This is a genomic window from Cellulosimicrobium sp. KWT-B, assembly GCF_002127155.1.
GTDB classification, from domain to species: domain Bacteria; phylum Actinomycetota; class Actinomycetes; order Actinomycetales; family Cellulomonadaceae; genus Cellulosimicrobium; species Cellulosimicrobium funkei.
On sequence record NZ_NEDO01000004.1, the window covers coordinates 139,813 to 156,552 of the forward strand.

The following is a 16,740-nucleotide window of genomic DNA, read 5'->3' on the forward strand; positions in this document are numbered from 1 at the left end:
GCCCGCCCGGGGCGTGCCCACAGGTCGGATGCCGACCTGTGGGCGCGCCGGCGGGTCAGCCCTCGTCGAGCGCCAGCAGGTCCTCGACGGTCTCGCGCCGCACGAGCACGCGGCTCGCGCCGTCGTGCACGGCGACCACGGGAGGACGCGTCAGCAGGTTGTAGTTCGACGCCATCGAGCGGCCGTAGGCCCCCGTGGCGGGCACCGCGAGCAGGTCGCCCGCGCGCACGTCCCCGGGGAGCTGCACCTCGTGGACGACGATGTCGCCGCTCTCGCAGTGCTTGCCCACGACGCGCGCGAGCACGGGCCCGGCCTCGGACGCCCGGCCGACGACCTCGGCGTGGTACTGCGCCGCGTAGAGCGCGGGACGGATGTTGTCGCTCATGCCGCCGTCCACCGACACGTACGTGCGCACGCGACCGTCGTCGAGGGTCACGGGCTTCACCGTGCCGACCGTGTAGAGCGTGAGGCCGGCCGGCCCGACGATCGCGCGCCCCGGCTCGATCGAGAAGCGCGGCAGCGGCGTGCCGAGCTCCGCGGCCACCGCCTCGACCGCGCGCGCGACGTCCTTCGCGACGCGCTCCGGGTCGAGCGCGACGTCGCCCGGGAGGTACGCGATGCCGTAGCCGCCGCCGATGTCGACCTCGTCGACGAGGACGCCGGAGCGGGCCGCGAGCCGCGCCCGCAGCTCCAGCACGGCGCGCGCCGCGACCTCGAAGCCCGAGGGGTCGAGGATCTGGGAGCCGATGTGCGAGTGGATCCCGAGCAGGTGCAGCTCGGGGCGCGCGACGACGTCGAGCAGCGCCGTCATCGCCGCGGAGTCGCCGGCCGCGCCGCCGTCCGCGGGGCGCGGCTCCGCGATCGACAGCCCGAACTTCTGGTCCTCGTGCGCGGTCGAGATGTACTCGTGCCCGCCCGCGTGGACGCCCGTCGTCACGCGGACCATGACGGGCGCGACCACGCCGCGCTCGCCCGCGAGCCGCGCGACGCGCTCGACCTCGACGAGCGAGTCCACGATGATCCGGCCCACGCCCTCGTCGAGCGCCCGGCCGATCTCGGCGTCCGACTTGTTGTTGCCGTGCAGGCCGATCTCCGGGCCGGGGACGCCGGCGCGCAGCGCGACGGCGAGCTCTCCCCCACTCGCGGTGTCGACGCGCAGGCCCTCCTCGCGCGCCCAGCGCGCGACGGCCACGGTGAGCAGCGCCTTGCCCGCGTAGTACACGTCGACGTCCGACCCGACGGCGCGGAACGCCGTCTCGAACGCCGTCCGGTAGGCGCGCGCCCGGGCGCGGAAGTCCGCCTCGTCGAGCACGTACGCGGGCGTCCCGTGCTCGGCCGCGAGGTCGTGGACGTCGACGCCCGCGACCTCGACCACACCGTCGTCCCGGCGCCGCACGCCGCGCGACCACGGCTCGCCGGGGTGTCCCGGCAGGCCCGTGCTCACATGCGCTCCGGCGCGGTCACGCCGAGCAGCCCCAGGCCGTTGGCGAGGACCTGGCGCACCGCGTCGTTGAGCCACAGGCGCGTGCGGTGCGTGTCCGTGACCTCCTCGTCCGGGTACGGCAGCACACGCTGCGACTTCTGCTGGTACCACGTGTGGTAGTCGCCGGCCAGGGCCTCGAGGTAGCGCGCGACGCGGTGCGGCTCGCGCAGCTCGGCCGCCTGGGCGACGATGCGCGGGAACTCGGTGAGCCGCCCGACGAGCGCCGCCTCGCTCGGGTGGTCGAGCAGCGCGGGCTCGAACCCGTCGGCGCGCGCGACGCCGCGGTCGGCCGCGTTGCGGTCCACCGCCGCGGTGCGCGAGTGCGCGTACTGCACGTAGTAGACGGGGTTCTCGTTCGTCGCCCGCGCGAGCAGGTCGAGGTCGAGGTCGATGTTCTGGTCCGCGGACGAGCGCGCGAGCGAGTAGCGCGCGGCGTCGACCCCGACGGCGTCCACCAGGTCCTCCAGCGTCACGACCGTCCCGGCGCGCTTGGACATGCGCACGGGCTGGCCGTCCTTGACGAGGTTGACCATCTGCCCGATGAGGAGCTGGAGGTTCTTCCCCGGGGTGTCGCCGAAGGCCGCGCAGACCGCCATCATGCGGCCGACGTACCCGTGGTGGTCGGCGCCGAGCATGATGATGACCTCGTCGAAGCCGCGCTCGCGCTTGTCGAGGTAGTAGGCGATGTCGCCCGCGATGTAGGCCGCCTCGCCGTCGGACTTGATGACGACGCGGTCCTTGTCGTCGCCGAAGTCGGTCGTGCGCAGCCAGGTCGCGCCGTCCTTCTCGAACATGTGGCCGGACGCGCGCAGGCGCTCGACGGCGCGCTCGACGGCACCCGACTCGTGCAGCGAGTCCTCGTGGAAGTAGACGTCGAAGTCGACGCCGAAGTCGTGGAGCGACGCCTTGATCTCGCCGAACATGCGCTCGACGCCGCGCGAGCGGAAGACCTCCTGCGCCTCGGCGTCCGGGAGCGTGCGCGGGTCGGGGTCGCCCGCGGCCAGGGCGTCGGCGACGACCGCGTCGGCGATCTCGGTGATGTACTCGCCGCCGTACCCGTCCTCCGGCGCCTCCTGGCCGCGCGAGCGCGCGAGGAGCGAGCGCGCGAAGCGGTCGATCTGGGCGCCGTGGTCGTTGAAGTAGTACTCCCGCGTCACGTCCGCGCCGCTCGCCTCGAGCACGCGCGCGAGCGAGTCCCCGACGGCGGCCCAGCGGACGCCGCCGATGTGGATGGGCCCGGTCGGGTTCGCGGAGACGAACTCGAGGTTGACCTTCTTGCCCGCCTCGGAGTCGCCGCGCCCGTACGCCGGGCCCGCCTCGACGATCGTGCGCGCGAGCTCGCCCGCGGCGGCCGCGTCGAGCGAGATGTTGAGGAAGCCGGGGCCGGCGACGTCCACGGCCCGGATGCCCGGGTGCGCGGCGAGGCGGCGCGCGAGGTCCTCGGCGAGCGCCCGCGGCGTCGTGCCCGCCTTCTTCGCGAGCTGCAGCGCGACGTTCGTGGCCCAGTCGCCGTGCTCGCGCTGGCGGGGTCGCTCCACGTGGACGCGCTCGGGGACCGCGGTCGGGTCCAGGGCGAGGGTGCCGTCGGCGACGGCGGCGGCCAGGGCAGCGCTCAGCGCTTCGGAGAGCTCGTCGGGGGTCACCGGGCGATTCTACCGAGGCGCGGGGGGCGTCCGTCGCGCCATTTCGCCGCCGCCCGTCCCACCGCGCCGGCGGCCGGGCCCGCTCCCCCGCGTCTCCGCGCCGGGCCGGAGCACCGGGGCGGCGCACCCGGTCGGCAGCCGGCCGCGCCGGGTCCGCGCACCCCCTGCGGGCTGGTAGTCTCGTGCATCGCGTCGGCGGTCACCGTCGGCGCTCGCCCTCGTAGCTCAGTGGATAGAGCGTCTGCCTCCGGAGCAGAAGGTCGTAGGTTCGAATCCTATCGAGGGCACCCGATCCGCTCCGACGAGCCCGGCCCGCCTCGCGCGGCCGGGCTCGCGCCGTCTCCGGGTCCGCTGCGCGAGGTCCGCCACGACCCGCGCGCTCCCGCTACGGTGGGGCCATGACCGACGGCGGCTACGGGGACTTCGAGTTCGAGCGCCGGTTCCTCGTGCGCGAGCTGCCCGAGGACCTGCGCGACGCGCCCGCGCTCATCGTGCAGAGCTACTACCTGGCCGACGAGGGCTACGCGCTGCGGCTGCGCGCCAAGGTGCCCACGGTCGACGCGACGATGGACGCCACGACCGACCCGGTCCGGCTCCTCGACCGCTACGCCCCCGCCGTCGACCTGTGCACGCTCACCGTCAAGGGCCCCATGGCCGGCGGCACGCGCTACGAGGCGGAGCGCGAGGTCGACGTGGCGGTGGGCGTCCAGATGATCCGCCGCGGCGGTGCGCGCGTCGTCAAGACCCGCTACTCCGTGTGGGTCGGGGCCGACGGCTGGGTCGTCGACGTGTTCGGCGGGGCGAACCACCCGCTCGTCGTCGCGGAGTGCGAGCGCACCGGTCCCGTCACGGACCTGCAGATCCCCGCGTTCTGCGTCACCGAGCTCACGGACGACCCCCGGTTCTCCAACGACGCGCTCGCGGGCCGCCCCTACGGCGCGTGGCGCGAGGAGTTCGAGGCCGAGCTCGCCGCGTCCGGCCCGCGGTTCCTCCAGGACTTCGGCCGCAACGAGCGGCTCTCCGGCCCGTAGGCACCGCGCGGGCGCGCGCCCGGACGCCGGGCCCTCGGTCAGCGCAGGGCGTCCGCAGCCGCGCACACCGCGGCGACGTCGAACCGGACCGTGCGCCCGTCGACCGGCACCCACCCGGGCTCGTGCCCGAACAGGACCGCCCACGGCAGCGCGCCGGGCGACACGTGCTCGCGCGCCCGGTCGTGCGAGCGCGCCTCCGCGACCTCGCGCTCGACGGCGTCCTCCAGCGCGACGAGGTCGGCCCGCACCGCGTCGCCCTTCTCCGTGAGCCGCCGTGACCGCCCCGCCTCCAGGTAGCCGTCGTGGCGCGCGCTGCGCACGACCTGCCGCGCGGCGTCGTGCACCCGGTGGCGCAGGGCGTCGTCGGCCGGGTCGAGCGCGACGCGCGCGCCTTCGCCCGCCGTCTCGCCGAAGAGGGCCGACAGCGCGAGGTGCTCGCGCTCGGAGGCACGCGACGCGTCGAGGAGGGCGAGGACGGGAGGCTCGCCGGGCGCCGTCGGCTCCACGCGGACGAGGCCGCCCACGGCGAGGCTCAGCACCTGCGCGGCGAGCGCGTGCTCGGGACGGCGCAGGACGACCGCGGCGAGGAGCAGGTCGGCCACGGTCCGACGATACGGCGCGGGGCGGGCGCGCGCGGGGCGACCGGCCGGGGGCGCGTCAGGAGTTCTGGATCTCCTCGACGCCCTGGACGAACTCGAAGTGCCAGGGCTCGTAGGCGCCGCTGCCGCCGCGCTTGGCCCACGCCGGGTTGGCCCAGCCGTACGTGGCGCCGTTCTGGTTGATCCACGCGTAGACCTCGCGCGAGCCGGTCTCCACGGAGCAGAGGTCGATCGCGAGCCCCCACCCGTGCATGGACCAGCCGGGGGGCGCCGCGAAGGCGCCGCGGGAGGACTTGAGCGAGACCTGCGTCGAGAGCGTGCGGTACGACGACACGAGGCAGAGGTCCCGGCCGAAGGTGGCCCGGAACGCCTCGTTCATCGCGGAGAGCGCGACGGCCGCGTCCGGTCGCAGGTGCTCGTCCGCCTGCCACAGCTCGCACAGGGCGTGCTCGTCGAGGTTGCCGTTCGTGCCCTCGGGCCGCACGGTCGGGTCGCAGCCCGGCAGCGGGTCGCGGGCGGCGGAGCGGGAGGCCGCCTCGCGGCGCACCTCGACGCGGGGCGCGGCGGCGACGCTCGGGGAGACGGCGGGTGCGGTCGCGGCGGCGGTCGCGAGGTCGAGCGCGCTCGGGCCGACGGGGCGGGTCTCCGGCTCGAAGGGCGACCCGCTGCCGAGCGCGTCGTCGGCGCCCGCGGAGAGCGGCATCGCGATGGTCGCGGCGGCGAGCGTCCCGAGGACGGCGACGCGCGGCACCCAGCGGTGCTGGCTGGAGACCTGTGCCTGGGGGCGGCGACGCCGGGAGCCCTGCTCCGCCTCGCGCCGGGCCCGTCGTGAGTCGAGGGCGGGTGCGCCGTGCTGCGACTCCACCCGCCACCTGCCTCTCACGTCGTCGGGGTGGCTCCGAGCCACCGATGACCGATCAATCACGGAACAGTAACGAAGGGCTCCGGCGATGCCAAGTCCCCTGCTCAGAGCCTCGGCGGAGCACCCTCCGGGGACCTCGCGCCGACCGGGCCGCCGGGCTAGGGCCGGCGCTGCATCGCGTCGCGCACCTCGCCGACGAGCTCCTCGAGGATGTCCTCGAGGAAGACCACCCCGAGCGCGCCCCCGCCCTCGGGACCGTCGACGCGTGCCAGGTGCGCCCCTGAGCGCTGCATGGCGCGCAGCGCGTCCTCCACCTCGTCGTCGGGCGCGGCGGCCGCGAGCGCCCGCACGCGCCACGACGGGACCGGGGCCTCGCGCGTCGTCTCGTCCGCGTAGAGCACGTCCTTGACGTGCAGGTAGCCCACGAGGTCGCCCGTGACGTCCGCGACGGCGAACCGGGAGAAGCCGGTCTTCGCGACCAGGCGCTCGACCTCGTCGGGCGTGCAGCCCTCGGTGACGGTGACGAGGTCCGCGACGGGGACCATGACGTCCTGCGCGGTGCGCTCGGAGAACTCGATGGCTCCCGAGAGCAGCCCCTGCTCGTCGCGCAGGACCCCCTCGGCCTGGGAGTGCTCGACGATGGACTGCACCTCCTCGGCGGTGAACGCCGACGCCACCTCGTCCTTCGGCTCGACTCCCGTGGCGCGCACCGCGTGGTTCGCGAGCCAGTTGAGCGCGACGATGACCGGGCGCAGCACGCGCCCGATCCACACGAGCGGCGGACCGAACCACATGACGGCCGTCTCGGGCCCGGAGACCGCGAGGTTCTTCGGGACCATCTCGCCGAGCACCACGTGCAGGTAGACGACGATCGCGAGCGCCACGACGAACGCGATCGGGTGCGCGAGCGCGGTGCTCACGCCGAGCGCGTGCAGCGGGTCCTCGATGAGGTGCGCGATGGCCGGCTCCGCGACGACGCCCAGACCCGTGGAGCAGACGGTCACGCCGAGCTGGGCGCACGCGAGCATGAGCGACACGTGCTCCATCGCCCACAGGACCGTCTGGGCGCGGCGGTTGCCCTGCGCGGCGAGCGGCTCGATCGCCGAGCGGCGCGCGGAGATCACCGCGAACTCGGCGCCGACGAAGAACGCGTTGCCGGCGAGCAGGAGGAGCGCGACGAGGAGCGCGGTGGTCGAGCTCATGCGTCCCCCTCCGTCGGTGTCGCGCGGACGGAGAGCCGCTCGACGCGCCGCCCCTCCATCGCCTCCACGCGCAGCACCACGCGCTGCCGACCCTCGCCCGCGGCGATCTCGTCGCCGGGCTCGGGGACGCGGCCGAGGCGGGCCATGACGAGGCCGCCGAGCGTCTCGTAGGCGCCGTCCTCGGGGACGCGCAGCCCGGTGACCTCGGTGAGCTCGTCGGGCCGCATGACGCCGGGCACGAGCCACGAGCCGTCCGCGCGGCGGGCCGCGCCGGAGCGCCGCGGGTCGTGCTCGTCCGCGACGTCGCCCACGAGCTCCTCGACGACGTCCTCGAGCGTCACGACGCCCGAGGTGCCGCCGTACTCGTCGACCACGACCGCCATCTGGAGGCCGAAGCCGCGGAGCTCGACGAGGAGCGGGCCGAGCCGCACCGTCTCGGGCACCCGCGGGGCGTCGGCCATGAGGGCCGCCGCGGGGACCTCGTGCCGCCGCTCGTAGGGGACGGCGACGGCGCGGCGCAGGTGGACGAGGCCGACGACGTCGTCACGGTCCTCGCCGATGACGGGGAACCGCGAGTGCCCGGTGCGCCGGGCGGCGTCGACGACGTCCGCGGCGGTCGCGTCCCGGTCCACGACGACCATGCGCATGCGGTCGGTCATGACGTCGACGGCGCTCAGCTCGTCGAGCTCGATCGAGTTGGTGAGGAGGGTCGCGACGGAGACGTCGAGCGTGCCCTCCTGGGCGGAGCGGCGCACGAGGGCGGCGAGCTCGGACGCCGAGCGGGCACCCGACAGCTCCTCGCGCGGCTCCACGCCGACGCGGCGCAGGATCGCGTTCGCCGAGCCGTTGAGCACGGCGATGACCGGCCGGAACAGCTTGGTGAACTGCCGCTGCACGGGCACGACCTGCCGCGCGGTGGCGTAGGGCGCGCTGAGCGCGAAGTTCTTGGGGATGAGCTCGCCGAAGAGCATCGAGACGAAGTTCACGACGAGCAGCGCGAGCACGCCCGCGAGGACCGCGGAGGCCGCGTGGCCGAGCGGCGTCGAGCTCAGGGCGTCCCCGAAGAGCGCGAGGAGCGCGGGCTGCGCGGTGTACCCGAGGAGGATCGTCGTGAGGGTGATGCCGACCTGCGCCGAGGACAGCTCGGTCGACAGGTGCTTGAGCCCGGCCCGGACGCTGCGGTCGCGGCGGTCGGGGCCGCTCGTCCCGCCCGACGGCGGGGAGCCGCGTCTGTCGCCCTCCTGGTCGGCGTCGTCCCCGGCGGGGAGGACGGCGGGGTCGAGGGTGACCAGGGAGAACTCGCTGGCCACGAAGACGGCGGTACCTGCGGTGAGGAGCACCCCGAGCGCGACCATGACCCAGTCGCCTACCACGAGGTGCTCCACCGATATCGGGAGGTGCTCTTCATCGTGCCGACGATGTTAGCGCTCGCCCGTCGCGCGGCGCCCGGGAGGGGGAGCCCGGCGGCCCCCGGGCGGCACCGCACGAGCGCGCGACCTGGTCCTCCGACGACGACGAAATCCGGCCGACCTGGGCCGACGTGTGCCACGCTGTATCCCATGGCAGATCCGAGGGCAGCGAGCGCAGCACCGACCGGCGCGGGGGCCGGTCCCGTCCCCGGCCGCGGGCCCGTGCCCACGACCGCCCCGGTGGCCGGCGGCGGCACCCCGCAGCAGGCGGCCACGGTCCTCGTCGTCGAGGACGAGCCCGCGATCGCGACCGCCATCGCGCAGCGGCTGAGCGCGGAGGGCTGGCGCGTCGAGGTCGCGCGCGACGGCCTGTCCGCCGTCGACGCCGCGGCGCGCCTGCGCCCGGACGCGATCGTCCTCGACGTCATGCTCCCCGGCATCGACGGCCTCGAGGTCACGCGCCGCATCCAGGCGGAGCAGCCCGTCCCGATCCTCATGCTCACCGCGCGCGACGACGAGACCGACATGCTCATCGGGCTCGGCGTCGGCGCGGACGACTACATGACGAAGCCGTTCTCCATGCGCGAGCTCGTCGCGCGCATCAAGGCGCTGCTGCGCCGCGTCGACCGCGCCACGCAGGCCGCGAGCTCCGCCCCGAGCGACCCGCCCATGACGGTGGGCGACGTGACGATCGACAAGGCACAGCGCCGCGTCTACCGCGCGGGCGAGGAGGTCCACCTCACGCCCACCGAGTTCGAGCTGCTCGTCATGCTCGCGAGCTCGCCGAAGACGGTCCTCACGCGCGAGCGCCTGCTCGCCGAGGTGTGGGACTGGGCCGACGCCAGCGGGACGCGCACCGTCGACTCCCACATCAAGGCGCTGCGCCGCAAGCTCGGTGCGGACCTCATCCGCACGGTCCACGGCGTCGGCTACGCGTTCGAGCCGCCCGCCGGATGACCTCCTCCCCCGCCGACCCCGCCGGCGGCACGGACCCGGGGCAGGCGCAGGCCCCCGGCCCGGCGCGGCCGGGACCGCACCGGGCCCACACGATCCGCCCGCACCTCCCGGACGTCCGGCCGCTCGACTCGTTCCGCTCGCTGAAGATCAAGCTCGGCGTGCTGGTCGCCGCGACGGTGACGCTCGCCGTCCTCATCACGTGGATCGGGCTGCAGAACCAGCTCGGGCCGTCGCGCACGTTCCCGCTCGCGATCGTGCTGTCGCTCCTGCTCACGCAGCTCCTCGCGCGCGGCATGACGTCGCCCCTGCGTGAGATGACCGCGGCCGCCCGGGCGATGGCCGACGGCGACTACACGCGGCGCGTGCGCGCCACGAGCCGCGACGAGGTGGGCCAGCTCGCGGTGGCGTTCAACGTCATGGCGGAGGACCTCGCGACGAGCGACCAGGTGCGCCGCGAGCTCATCGCGAACGTCTCGCACGAGCTGCGCACCCCGATCGCGGCGCTCCAGGCCCAGCTCGAGAACGTCGTGGACGGGGTGACGCCCCCGACGCCCGCGACGATGGAGATGTCGCTCGCGCAGACCGAGCGCCTCACGCGGCTCGTCGCGTACCTCCTGGACCTGTCGCGCATCGAGGCGGGCGCGGCGGCGCTCAACATCACCCAGATCGACGTCGGCGACTTCCTCGAGGAGAACGCCGAGGCCGTGTCGATGGTCGAGGCGGGCAAGCAGCTGCGCTACGTCGTCGACGTCACGCCCCCGGACCTCGTGCTCGAGGCGGACCGCGAGCGGCTGCACCAGGTCGTGACCAACCTCCTGCAGAACGCGATCCGGCACTCGCCGCAGGGCGGGGAGATCCGGCTCGAGGCGTACCCGGTGGACGACGACGTCGTGCTGGAGGTCGTCGACGAGGGCCCCGGGATCGCCAAGGAGGACCGCGAGCGGATCTTCGAGCGGTTCGCCCGGGCCAGCGCGACGGGCGCGCACACGACGACGGGCGGCTCGACGGGCGGCACGGGGATCGGGCTCGCGATCGTGCGCTGGGCGGTGGACCTGCACGGCGGCCGGATCGAGGTCGCGGACTCGCGCCGGGGGGCGACGATGCGCGTCACGCTGCCCGCGCACGCGGGCTCCGCGCCGTTCCCGCCCGAGGACGGCGACGCGTCGTACACGGTGCACCCCGACGTGCGGTGACTCCGTCCTGACAGTGCGCGCACCCGCCCGCGCGCGGGCGTGAGATGCGTCACACCGCCGCGCGGAGATACCTCGGGATGGCGTGGAATTCCGCGATCTTGCCCTCCGACGAGGTGCGCGTGGGGTCGCGTTTGCCTGGCCCAGACACGGCGTGAAGAACCCGCGAACAGGCCGCGCCGGAACGCTCGGCCCAACGCCCGAGGCCGACGACGAGGGCCTAGGCTGGAGTGGTCCGGAACCCGGACGAGCCCGTGCCGACGTCGGGGCGCCGCAGCAGCGGTGCGCCGTCGTGCCACGGTCGCGGGCTGTGACCGACAGCGACCTGTGTGTGAAAGTGGGCGATCCTCGCGTGTCCCCGAAGGCTGAGTCAGAGGCGATCAGCGACGCAAGCTCCGTGTTCGGAGCGAACGAGTGGCTCGTCGACGAGCTGTACGAGCAGTACCTCCAGGACAAGAACGCGGTAGACCCCGCGTGGTGGGACTTCTTCGAGGACTACCGCCCTGCGGAGCGCTCGGACGCCGACACCACGAGCGACGCCCCGGCGGCGCCCGCGAACGGGTCCGTCCCGGCCGCGGCACCCGCGAACGGGTCCCGCCCGGCCGCGGCGCCGGTGAACGGCTCGCCCGCTCCGGCGGCGCCCGCCGCGCCGGCACCCGCAGCGCCGACCGCCGTGACGGACGGCTCGGCCGCCGCCGAGGCAGCGCAGCGCGTCAAGCCGCCGAAGCTCCCGGCCGACCCGGCGGTCAACGCCGCGGTCGAGGCCGTGCACGCCTCGCGCCCCGTCGCGACCGCCCAGCCCGCGACGGCGCCGTACGCCCAGGTGCCCGCGCGCAAGGTCGCCGGCGCCCCCGCGCCCGAGGACCAGGCCACGGACGACGTGCAGAAGCTCCGCGGCCCGGCCGCGCGCGTCGTGACGAACATGGAGGCCAGCATCCAGGTGCCGACGGCGACGTCGGTGCGCGCGGTGCCGGCCAAGCTCATGGTCGACAACCGCATCGTCATCAACAACCACCTCGCGCGCGGTCGCGGCGGCAAGATCTCGTTCACGCACCTCATCGGGTTCGCGCTCGTCGAGGCGCTGGCCGACATGCCGGTGATGAACGCGAGCTACACGCAGATCGAGGGCAAGCCCGCGATCAACCAGCCCGCGCACGTGAACTTCGGGCTCGCGATCGACCTGGCGAAGCCGGACGGCTCGCGCCAGCTCCTCGTGCCGAGCATCAAGAAGGCCGAGACGATGGACTTCGCCCAGTTCTGGGCGGCCTACGAGGACCTCGTGCGCCGTGCGCGCGGCGGCAAGCTCGGCGTCGACGACTTCGCGGGCACCACGATCTCGCTCACCAACCCGGGCGGCATCGGCACCGTGCACTCGGTGCCGCGCCTCATGCAGGGCCAGGGCACGATCATCGGCGTCGGCGCGATGGACTACCCCGCGGAGTTCGCGGGCGCCTCGACCGAGCGCCTCGCCCGCCTGGGCATCTCGAAGGTCCTGACGATCACGTCGACCTACGACCACCGCATCATCCAGGGCGCGCAGTCGGGCGAGTTCCTGCGCATCCTGTCGCAGAAGCTCCTCGGCGAGGACGGCTTCTACGACCGCGTGTTCGCCGCGCTGCGCATCCCCTACGAGCCGGTGCGCTGGGTCCGCGACAACACGACGGACGCCGAGATCGAGGCGGCCAAGCCTGCCAAGATCGCCGAGCTGGTGCACTCCTACCGCTCGCGCGGCCACCTCATGGCCGACACCGACCCGCTCGCGTACCGCCAGCGCAAGCACGGCGACCTCGACATCCAGAACCACGGCATGACGCTGTGGGACCTCGACCGCACGTTCCCCACGGGCGGGTTCGGCGGCCGCACCAAGTCGACGCTGCGCGACATCCTCGGCCTGCTGCGCGACTCCTACTGCCGCACCGTCGGCGTGGAGTACATGCACCTGGCGGACCGCACGCAGCGCAAGTGGCTCCAGGAGCGCCTCGAGTCCGGGTACGCGCGCACGCCGCGCGAGGACCAGCTCCGCATCCTGCGCCGCCTCAACTCCGCCGAGGCGTTCGAGACGTTCCTGCAGACGAAGTTCGTCGGGCAGAAGCGCTTCTCGCTCGAGGGCGGCGAGGCGCTCATCCCGCTGCTCGACGCGATCCTGTCGAAGGCCGCGGAGAACGGCCTCGACGAGGTCGGCATCGGCATGGCGCACCGCGGGCGGCTCAACGTGCTCGCCAACATCGCGGGCAAGAGCTACGCGCAGATCTTCGCGGAGTTCGAGGGCAACCTCGACCCGAAGAGCGTCCAGGGCTCGGGCGACGTGAAGTACCACCTCGGCACCGAGGGCGTCTTCACGGCCGAGACCGGTGCGACGACGAAGGTCTACCTCGCGGCGAACCCCTCGCACCTCGAGGCGGTCGACCCGGTGCTCGAGGGCATCGTGCGCGCCAAGCAGGACCGCATCGACCTGGGCGGCGACGGCTTCTCCGTGCTGCCGATCCTCATCCACGGCGACGCGGCCTTCGCGGGCCAGGGCGTCGTGCCCGAGGTGCTCAACCTCGCGCAGCTGCGCGGCTACCGCACCGGCGGCACCGTGCACGTCATCATCAACAACCAGGTCGGCTTCACCACGGGCCCGTCGTCGTCGCGCTCGACGACGTACGCGACCGACGTCGCCAAGGGCTACCAGGTCCCGATCTTCCACGTGAACGGCGACGACCCCGAGGCGTGCGTGCGCGTCGCCGAGCTCGCCTTCGCGTTCCGCGAGCAGTTCGACCGCGACGTGATCATCGACATGATCTGCTACCGCCGCCGCGGTCACAACGAGGGCGACGACCCCTCGATGACGCAGCCGCTCATGTACAACCTCATCGAGGCGAAGCGCTCGGTGCGCAAGCTGTACACCGAGAACCTCGTCGCGCGCGGGGACATCACGCTCGAGGAGGCCGAGCACGTCCTCCAGGACTACCAGGCCCAGCTCGAGCGCGTCTTCACCGAGACCAAGGAGGGCGGCTTCACGCCCGCCGCGGACCGCGAGCCGGTCGCCGGTCTCGAGCGCCCGGAGTCCCAGCTCGAGGACGCCGGGACCATGGTCGGCTGGAAGACGGCGATCGACCGCTCGGTCCTCGAGCGCGTCGGCCAGGTGCACGTCGCGCCGCCGGAGGGCTTCACCGTCCACCCGAAGCTCGCACAGCTCCTCGAGAAGCGCCGGCAGATGTCCGTCGAGGGCAACATCGACTGGGGCTTCGGCGAGCTCGCCGCGTTCGGCTCGCTCCTCGTCGAGGGAACCCCGGTGCGCCTCGCCGGCCAGGACTCGCGCCGTGGCACGTTCGTGCAGCGTCACGCCGTCCTGCACGACCGCGAGACGGGCGCCGAGTGGACGCCGCTGCTGTACCTGTCGGCGGACCAGGCGAAGTTCTGGGTCTACGACTCGTCGCTCTCGGAGTACGCCGCGCTCGGGTTCGAGTACGGCTACTCGGTCGAGCGCCCCGACGCGCTCGTGCTGTGGGAGGCGCAGTTCGGCGACTTCGTCAACGGCGCCCAGACGGTGATCGACGAGTTCATCTCGTCCGCCGAGCAGAAGTGGGGCCAGTACTCCTCGGTCGTCATGCTCCTCCCCCACGGCTACGAGGGCCAGGGGCCGGACCACTCGTCCGCGCGCATCGAGCGCTTCCTCCAGCTCGCGGCCGAGGACAACATGACGGTCGCGCAGCCGTCCACGCCGGCGTCGTACTTCCACCTGCTCCGCCGGCAGGCGTACGCCCGCCCGCGTCGTCCGCTCATCGTCTTCACGCCGAAGCAGCTGCTGCGCCTCAAGGCGGCCGCGTCGAGCGTCGAGGACTTCACGACCGGTACGTTCCGCCCGGTGATCCCGGACGCGTCGGCCGACCCGGCGAAGGTCGACCGCGTGCTCCTGTGCACGGGCCGCGTCTACTACGACCTGCTCGCCGAGCGCACCAAGCGCGGCGACGAGGGCGTGGCGCTGGTCCGCCTCGAGCAGCTGTACCCGCTCGACGTCGACGGCATCCGGGCCGAGCTCGCGAAGTACCCGGGCGCCGAGGTCGTCTGGGTCCAGGACGAGCCCGAGAACCAGGGTGCCTGGTCGTTCGTGCACATCAACCTGCCCGAGGACCTGCCGCGCGTGAGCGTCGTCTCCCGCCCGGCGTCGGCCTCCACGGCCGCCGGCACGGCGAAGAAGCACCAGGCGCAGCAGGCCGTGCTGCTGGAGCAGGCGTTCGCCCGCTGACCGGCCCGCACGACGCGCGCACGACGAAGGCCCCCTCCGCGCGGAGGGGGCCTTCGTCGTCGGTGCGCCGTCGCCGTCGGACCGGGGGTCGGTCCTGCCGACCTACCAGCGGTCGTGGATCTTCTCGCGCAGGTAGCGGTCGTAGATCTCGCGCACGCCCGAGGTGAAGAGCGGGCCGAGGACGTCCGCGTCGCCCGCGGCGGCGTTGGACCGCGCCTGCTCGACGTTGCGCGCGCCGGGGATGACGGTCGACACGCCCGGCTGCTGCCAGACCCACGCGATGGCCACCTGGGCCGGGGTGAGGTCCTGCCCGACGACGTCGTGCACGAGCGTGGTGAACTCGGCCGCCGCCTGCACGCCGGTCTCGAAGTCGACGCCCGAGAACGTCTCGCCGACGTCGAACGCGCTGCCGTCGCGGTTGTACGTGCGGTGGTCGTCCGCGGCGAACGTCGTGTCCTTCGTGTACTTCCCGGACAGCAGCCCGGACGCGAGCGGGACGCGCGCGATGACACCGACGCCGGCGTCGGACGCCGCGGGCAGCACCGCGTCGAGCGGCTTGAGCCGGAACGCGTTGAGGATGATCTGCACCGTGGCGACGTGGGGGCGCGCGATGGCCGTGAGGGCCTCGTCCACGGTCTCGACGCTCACGCCGTAGCTCGCGATCGCGCCCTCGGCGACGAGCGTGTCGAGGCCGTCGTAGACCTCGTCGCGCGAGTAGACGGCGGTCGGCGGGCAGTGGAGCTGCACGAGGTCCAGCCGGTCGGTCCGCAGGTTGCGGCGCGAGCGGTCGACCCACTCGCGGAACTTCGCGAGCGTGTAGTTGTCGGCGTCCTGCGGCTCCCGGCGGCCCATCTTCGTGGCGACCGTGATCCCGTGGCCGGGGTTGTCGGCGAGGTAGGAGCCGATGATCTGCTCGCTGCGTCCGTCGCCGTAGACGTCCGCGGTGTCGAAGAACGTCACGCCGGCCTGCGCGGAGGCGTCGAGGACGGCGCGCGCGTCGTCCTCGCTCACGTCGCCCCAGTCGGCGCCGAGCTGCCAGGTTCCCAGTCCGACGACCGAGACGAGCCGTCCCGTCCGCCCGAGCACCTGTCGTTCCATCGTTCCTCCTCGTGCTGCGTCGGGTGCGCCGGAAGACACACCCGGGCACCGAGTCTGACGGGCGTGGGCGCATCGCGCACCCGCGCACGCCGAGTACCGTATGTGAGCGTGAACACCCATGCCCCCTCAGGAGCCCAGGTCCGCATCGCCCACGGCGACCACGCAGCGACGATCACCGAGGTCGGAGCGGCCGTCCGCGAGTACGCGGTGGGGGGCCGGCCGGTCTTCACGCCCTTCGGCGAGGACGAGGTGTCGCCCGCGTTCAACGGCGCCGTCCTGCTCCCCTGGCCCAACCGGCTGCGCGACGGCCAGTACACGGTCGACGGCACGACGTACCAGGTCCCGATCTCGGAGCCGGACCGCGGGACCGCGCTGCACGGCCTCGCGTGCTGGCAGCGCTGGACGGTCGTCGAGCACGAGGCCGCGCGCGCGACGCTCGAGCTGCACCTGCCGCCGTCGCCGGGCTACCCGTTCGACCTCGTCGCGCGCGTGACGTACTCGCTCGACGACGCGGGGCTGCGCGTCCACGTCCGCACGACGAACGTCGGCACGGCGACCGCCCCGTACGGCGTCGGCTTCCACCCGTGGCTCTCGGCCGACGGCGCGGACCTCGACGCGTGCACGCTGCGCCTGGACGCGGCGACCCGCGTCACGACCGACGAGCGGCTCCTGCCGACCGGCACCGAGCCCGCCACCGGCACCTTCGACCTGCGCGAGCCGCGCCTGCTCGCGGGCGTCGACCTCGACGACGCGTACGTGGACGTGCTGCGCGACGAGGACGGGCTGTCCTGGATCCGCCTCACCGCGCCCGACGGCCGCACGGCCGCCGTGTGGATGGACGGCTCGATGGACACGTGGCAGGTCTGCACGGGCGACCACGTCGGCGACGTCGCGTTCCGCCGCACCGGCGTCGCCGCCGAGCCGATGAGCTGCGTCGCGGACGCGTTCCGCACGGGCGAGCGCCTCGTCCGGCTCGAGCCCGGGGCGTCCCACGAGGTGACCTGGGGAGCGACGCTGGCCTGAGGCGTCCGGCCG

At 74.0% G+C, this 16,740-nt stretch carries 12 protein-coding genes and 1 tRNA gene; 6 read left to right on the forward strand and 7 right to left on the reverse strand.

Features of this window, described 5'->3' with window-relative positions:
- Window positions 1-55 precede the first annotated feature (55 nt).
- Window positions 56-1,444, reverse strand: coding sequence for a diaminopimelate decarboxylase (gene lysA / locus B9L22_RS13435; RefSeq protein ID WP_086150773.1), 1,389 nt, complete (start codon window positions 1,442-1,444; stop codon window positions 56-58).
- Entirely contained in the window at window positions 1,441-3,126 is a 1,686-nt protein-coding gene (argS, locus tag B9L22_RS13440; RefSeq protein ID WP_086150774.1) for an arginine--tRNA ligase, read from the reverse strand. The genes lysA and argS overlap by 4 nt, the downstream gene beginning before the upstream one ends.
- Before the next feature lie 214 nt (window positions 3,127-3,340).
- Between argS and B9L22_RS13445 the strand changes: the two genes are divergently transcribed.
- Window positions 3,341-3,413, forward strand: a tRNA-Arg gene (locus B9L22_RS13445).
- A 111-nt stretch (window positions 3,414-3,524) separates the two neighbouring features.
- A complete protein-coding gene (locus tag B9L22_RS13450; protein ID WP_034655122.1) occupies window positions 3,525-4,157 on the forward strand; it encodes a CYTH domain-containing protein in 633 nt (210 codons plus the stop codon).
- Between the two features lie 38 nt (window positions 4,158-4,195).
- On the opposite strand, the gene B9L22_RS13455 is transcribed toward B9L22_RS13450, so the two are convergent.
- From B9L22_RS13455 to B9L22_RS13470, 4 genes are all read right to left on the reverse strand, one after another.
- The gene (locus B9L22_RS13455; protein ID WP_086150775.1) at window positions 4,196-4,759 is read right to left on the reverse strand and encodes a hypothetical protein; all 564 of its coding nucleotides are present in this window, start codon (window positions 4,757-4,759) and stop codon (window positions 4,196-4,198) included.
- A 55-nt stretch (window positions 4,760-4,814) separates the two neighbouring features.
- Window positions 4,815-5,621 (reverse strand): D-alanyl-D-alanine carboxypeptidase family protein, encoded by an 807-nt coding sequence (locus tag B9L22_RS13460; RefSeq protein WP_034655110.1) that lies wholly within the window; start codon window positions 5,619-5,621, stop codon window positions 4,815-4,817.
- A 155-nt stretch (window positions 5,622-5,776) separates the two neighbouring features.
- Window positions 5,777-6,820, reverse strand: coding sequence for a hemolysin family protein (locus B9L22_RS13465; protein ID WP_034655108.1), 1,044 nt, complete (start codon window positions 6,818-6,820; stop codon window positions 5,777-5,779).
- Complete coding sequence (locus tag B9L22_RS13470; protein WP_086151001.1) at window positions 6,817-8,193, reverse strand: hemolysin family protein; 1,377 nt, start codon at window positions 8,191-8,193, stop codon at window positions 6,817-6,819. The genes B9L22_RS13465 and B9L22_RS13470 overlap by 4 nt, the downstream gene beginning before the upstream one ends.
- Window positions 8,194-8,379: 186 nt before the next feature.
- Here B9L22_RS13470 and B9L22_RS13475 point away from each other — a divergent pair, with 186 nt between their 5' ends.
- The 3 genes from B9L22_RS13475 to B9L22_RS13485 all read left to right on the forward strand — a co-directional run bounded on the left by B9L22_RS13475 (window position 8,380) and on the right by B9L22_RS13485 (window position 14,607).
- A complete protein-coding gene (locus B9L22_RS13475) occupies window positions 8,380-9,186 on the forward strand; it encodes a response regulator transcription factor (RefSeq protein ID WP_228075110.1) in 807 nt (268 codons plus the stop codon).
- The gene (locus B9L22_RS13480) at window positions 9,183-10,379 is read left to right on the forward strand and encodes a cell wall metabolism sensor histidine kinase WalK (RefSeq protein WP_086150776.1); all 1,197 of its coding nucleotides are present in this window, start codon (window positions 9,183-9,185) and stop codon (window positions 10,377-10,379) included. The genes B9L22_RS13475 and B9L22_RS13480 overlap by 4 nt, the downstream gene beginning before the upstream one ends.
- A 394-nt stretch (window positions 10,380-10,773) precedes the next feature.
- On the forward strand, window positions 10,774-14,607 hold the full coding sequence (locus B9L22_RS13485; protein WP_233140112.1) for a multifunctional oxoglutarate decarboxylase/oxoglutarate dehydrogenase thiamine pyrophosphate-binding subunit/dihydrolipoyllysine-residue succinyltransferase subunit: 3,834 nt from the start codon (window positions 10,774-10,776) through the stop codon (window positions 14,605-14,607).
- Window positions 14,608-14,709: 102 nt separating this feature from the next.
- Here the strand turns inward: B9L22_RS13485 and B9L22_RS13490 are convergent, their stop codons facing one another.
- Window positions 14,710-15,705, reverse strand: coding sequence for an aldo/keto reductase (locus B9L22_RS13490; protein ID WP_043655897.1), 996 nt, complete (start codon window positions 15,703-15,705; stop codon window positions 14,710-14,712).
- Between the two features lie 108 nt (window positions 15,706-15,813).
- Between B9L22_RS13490 and B9L22_RS13495 the strand changes: the two genes are divergently transcribed.
- Complete coding sequence (locus B9L22_RS13495) at window positions 15,814-16,728, forward strand: aldose 1-epimerase family protein (RefSeq protein ID WP_082774797.1); 915 nt, start codon at window positions 15,814-15,816, stop codon at window positions 16,726-16,728.
- The last annotated feature ends 12 nt before the right edge of the window (window positions 16,729-16,740 follow it).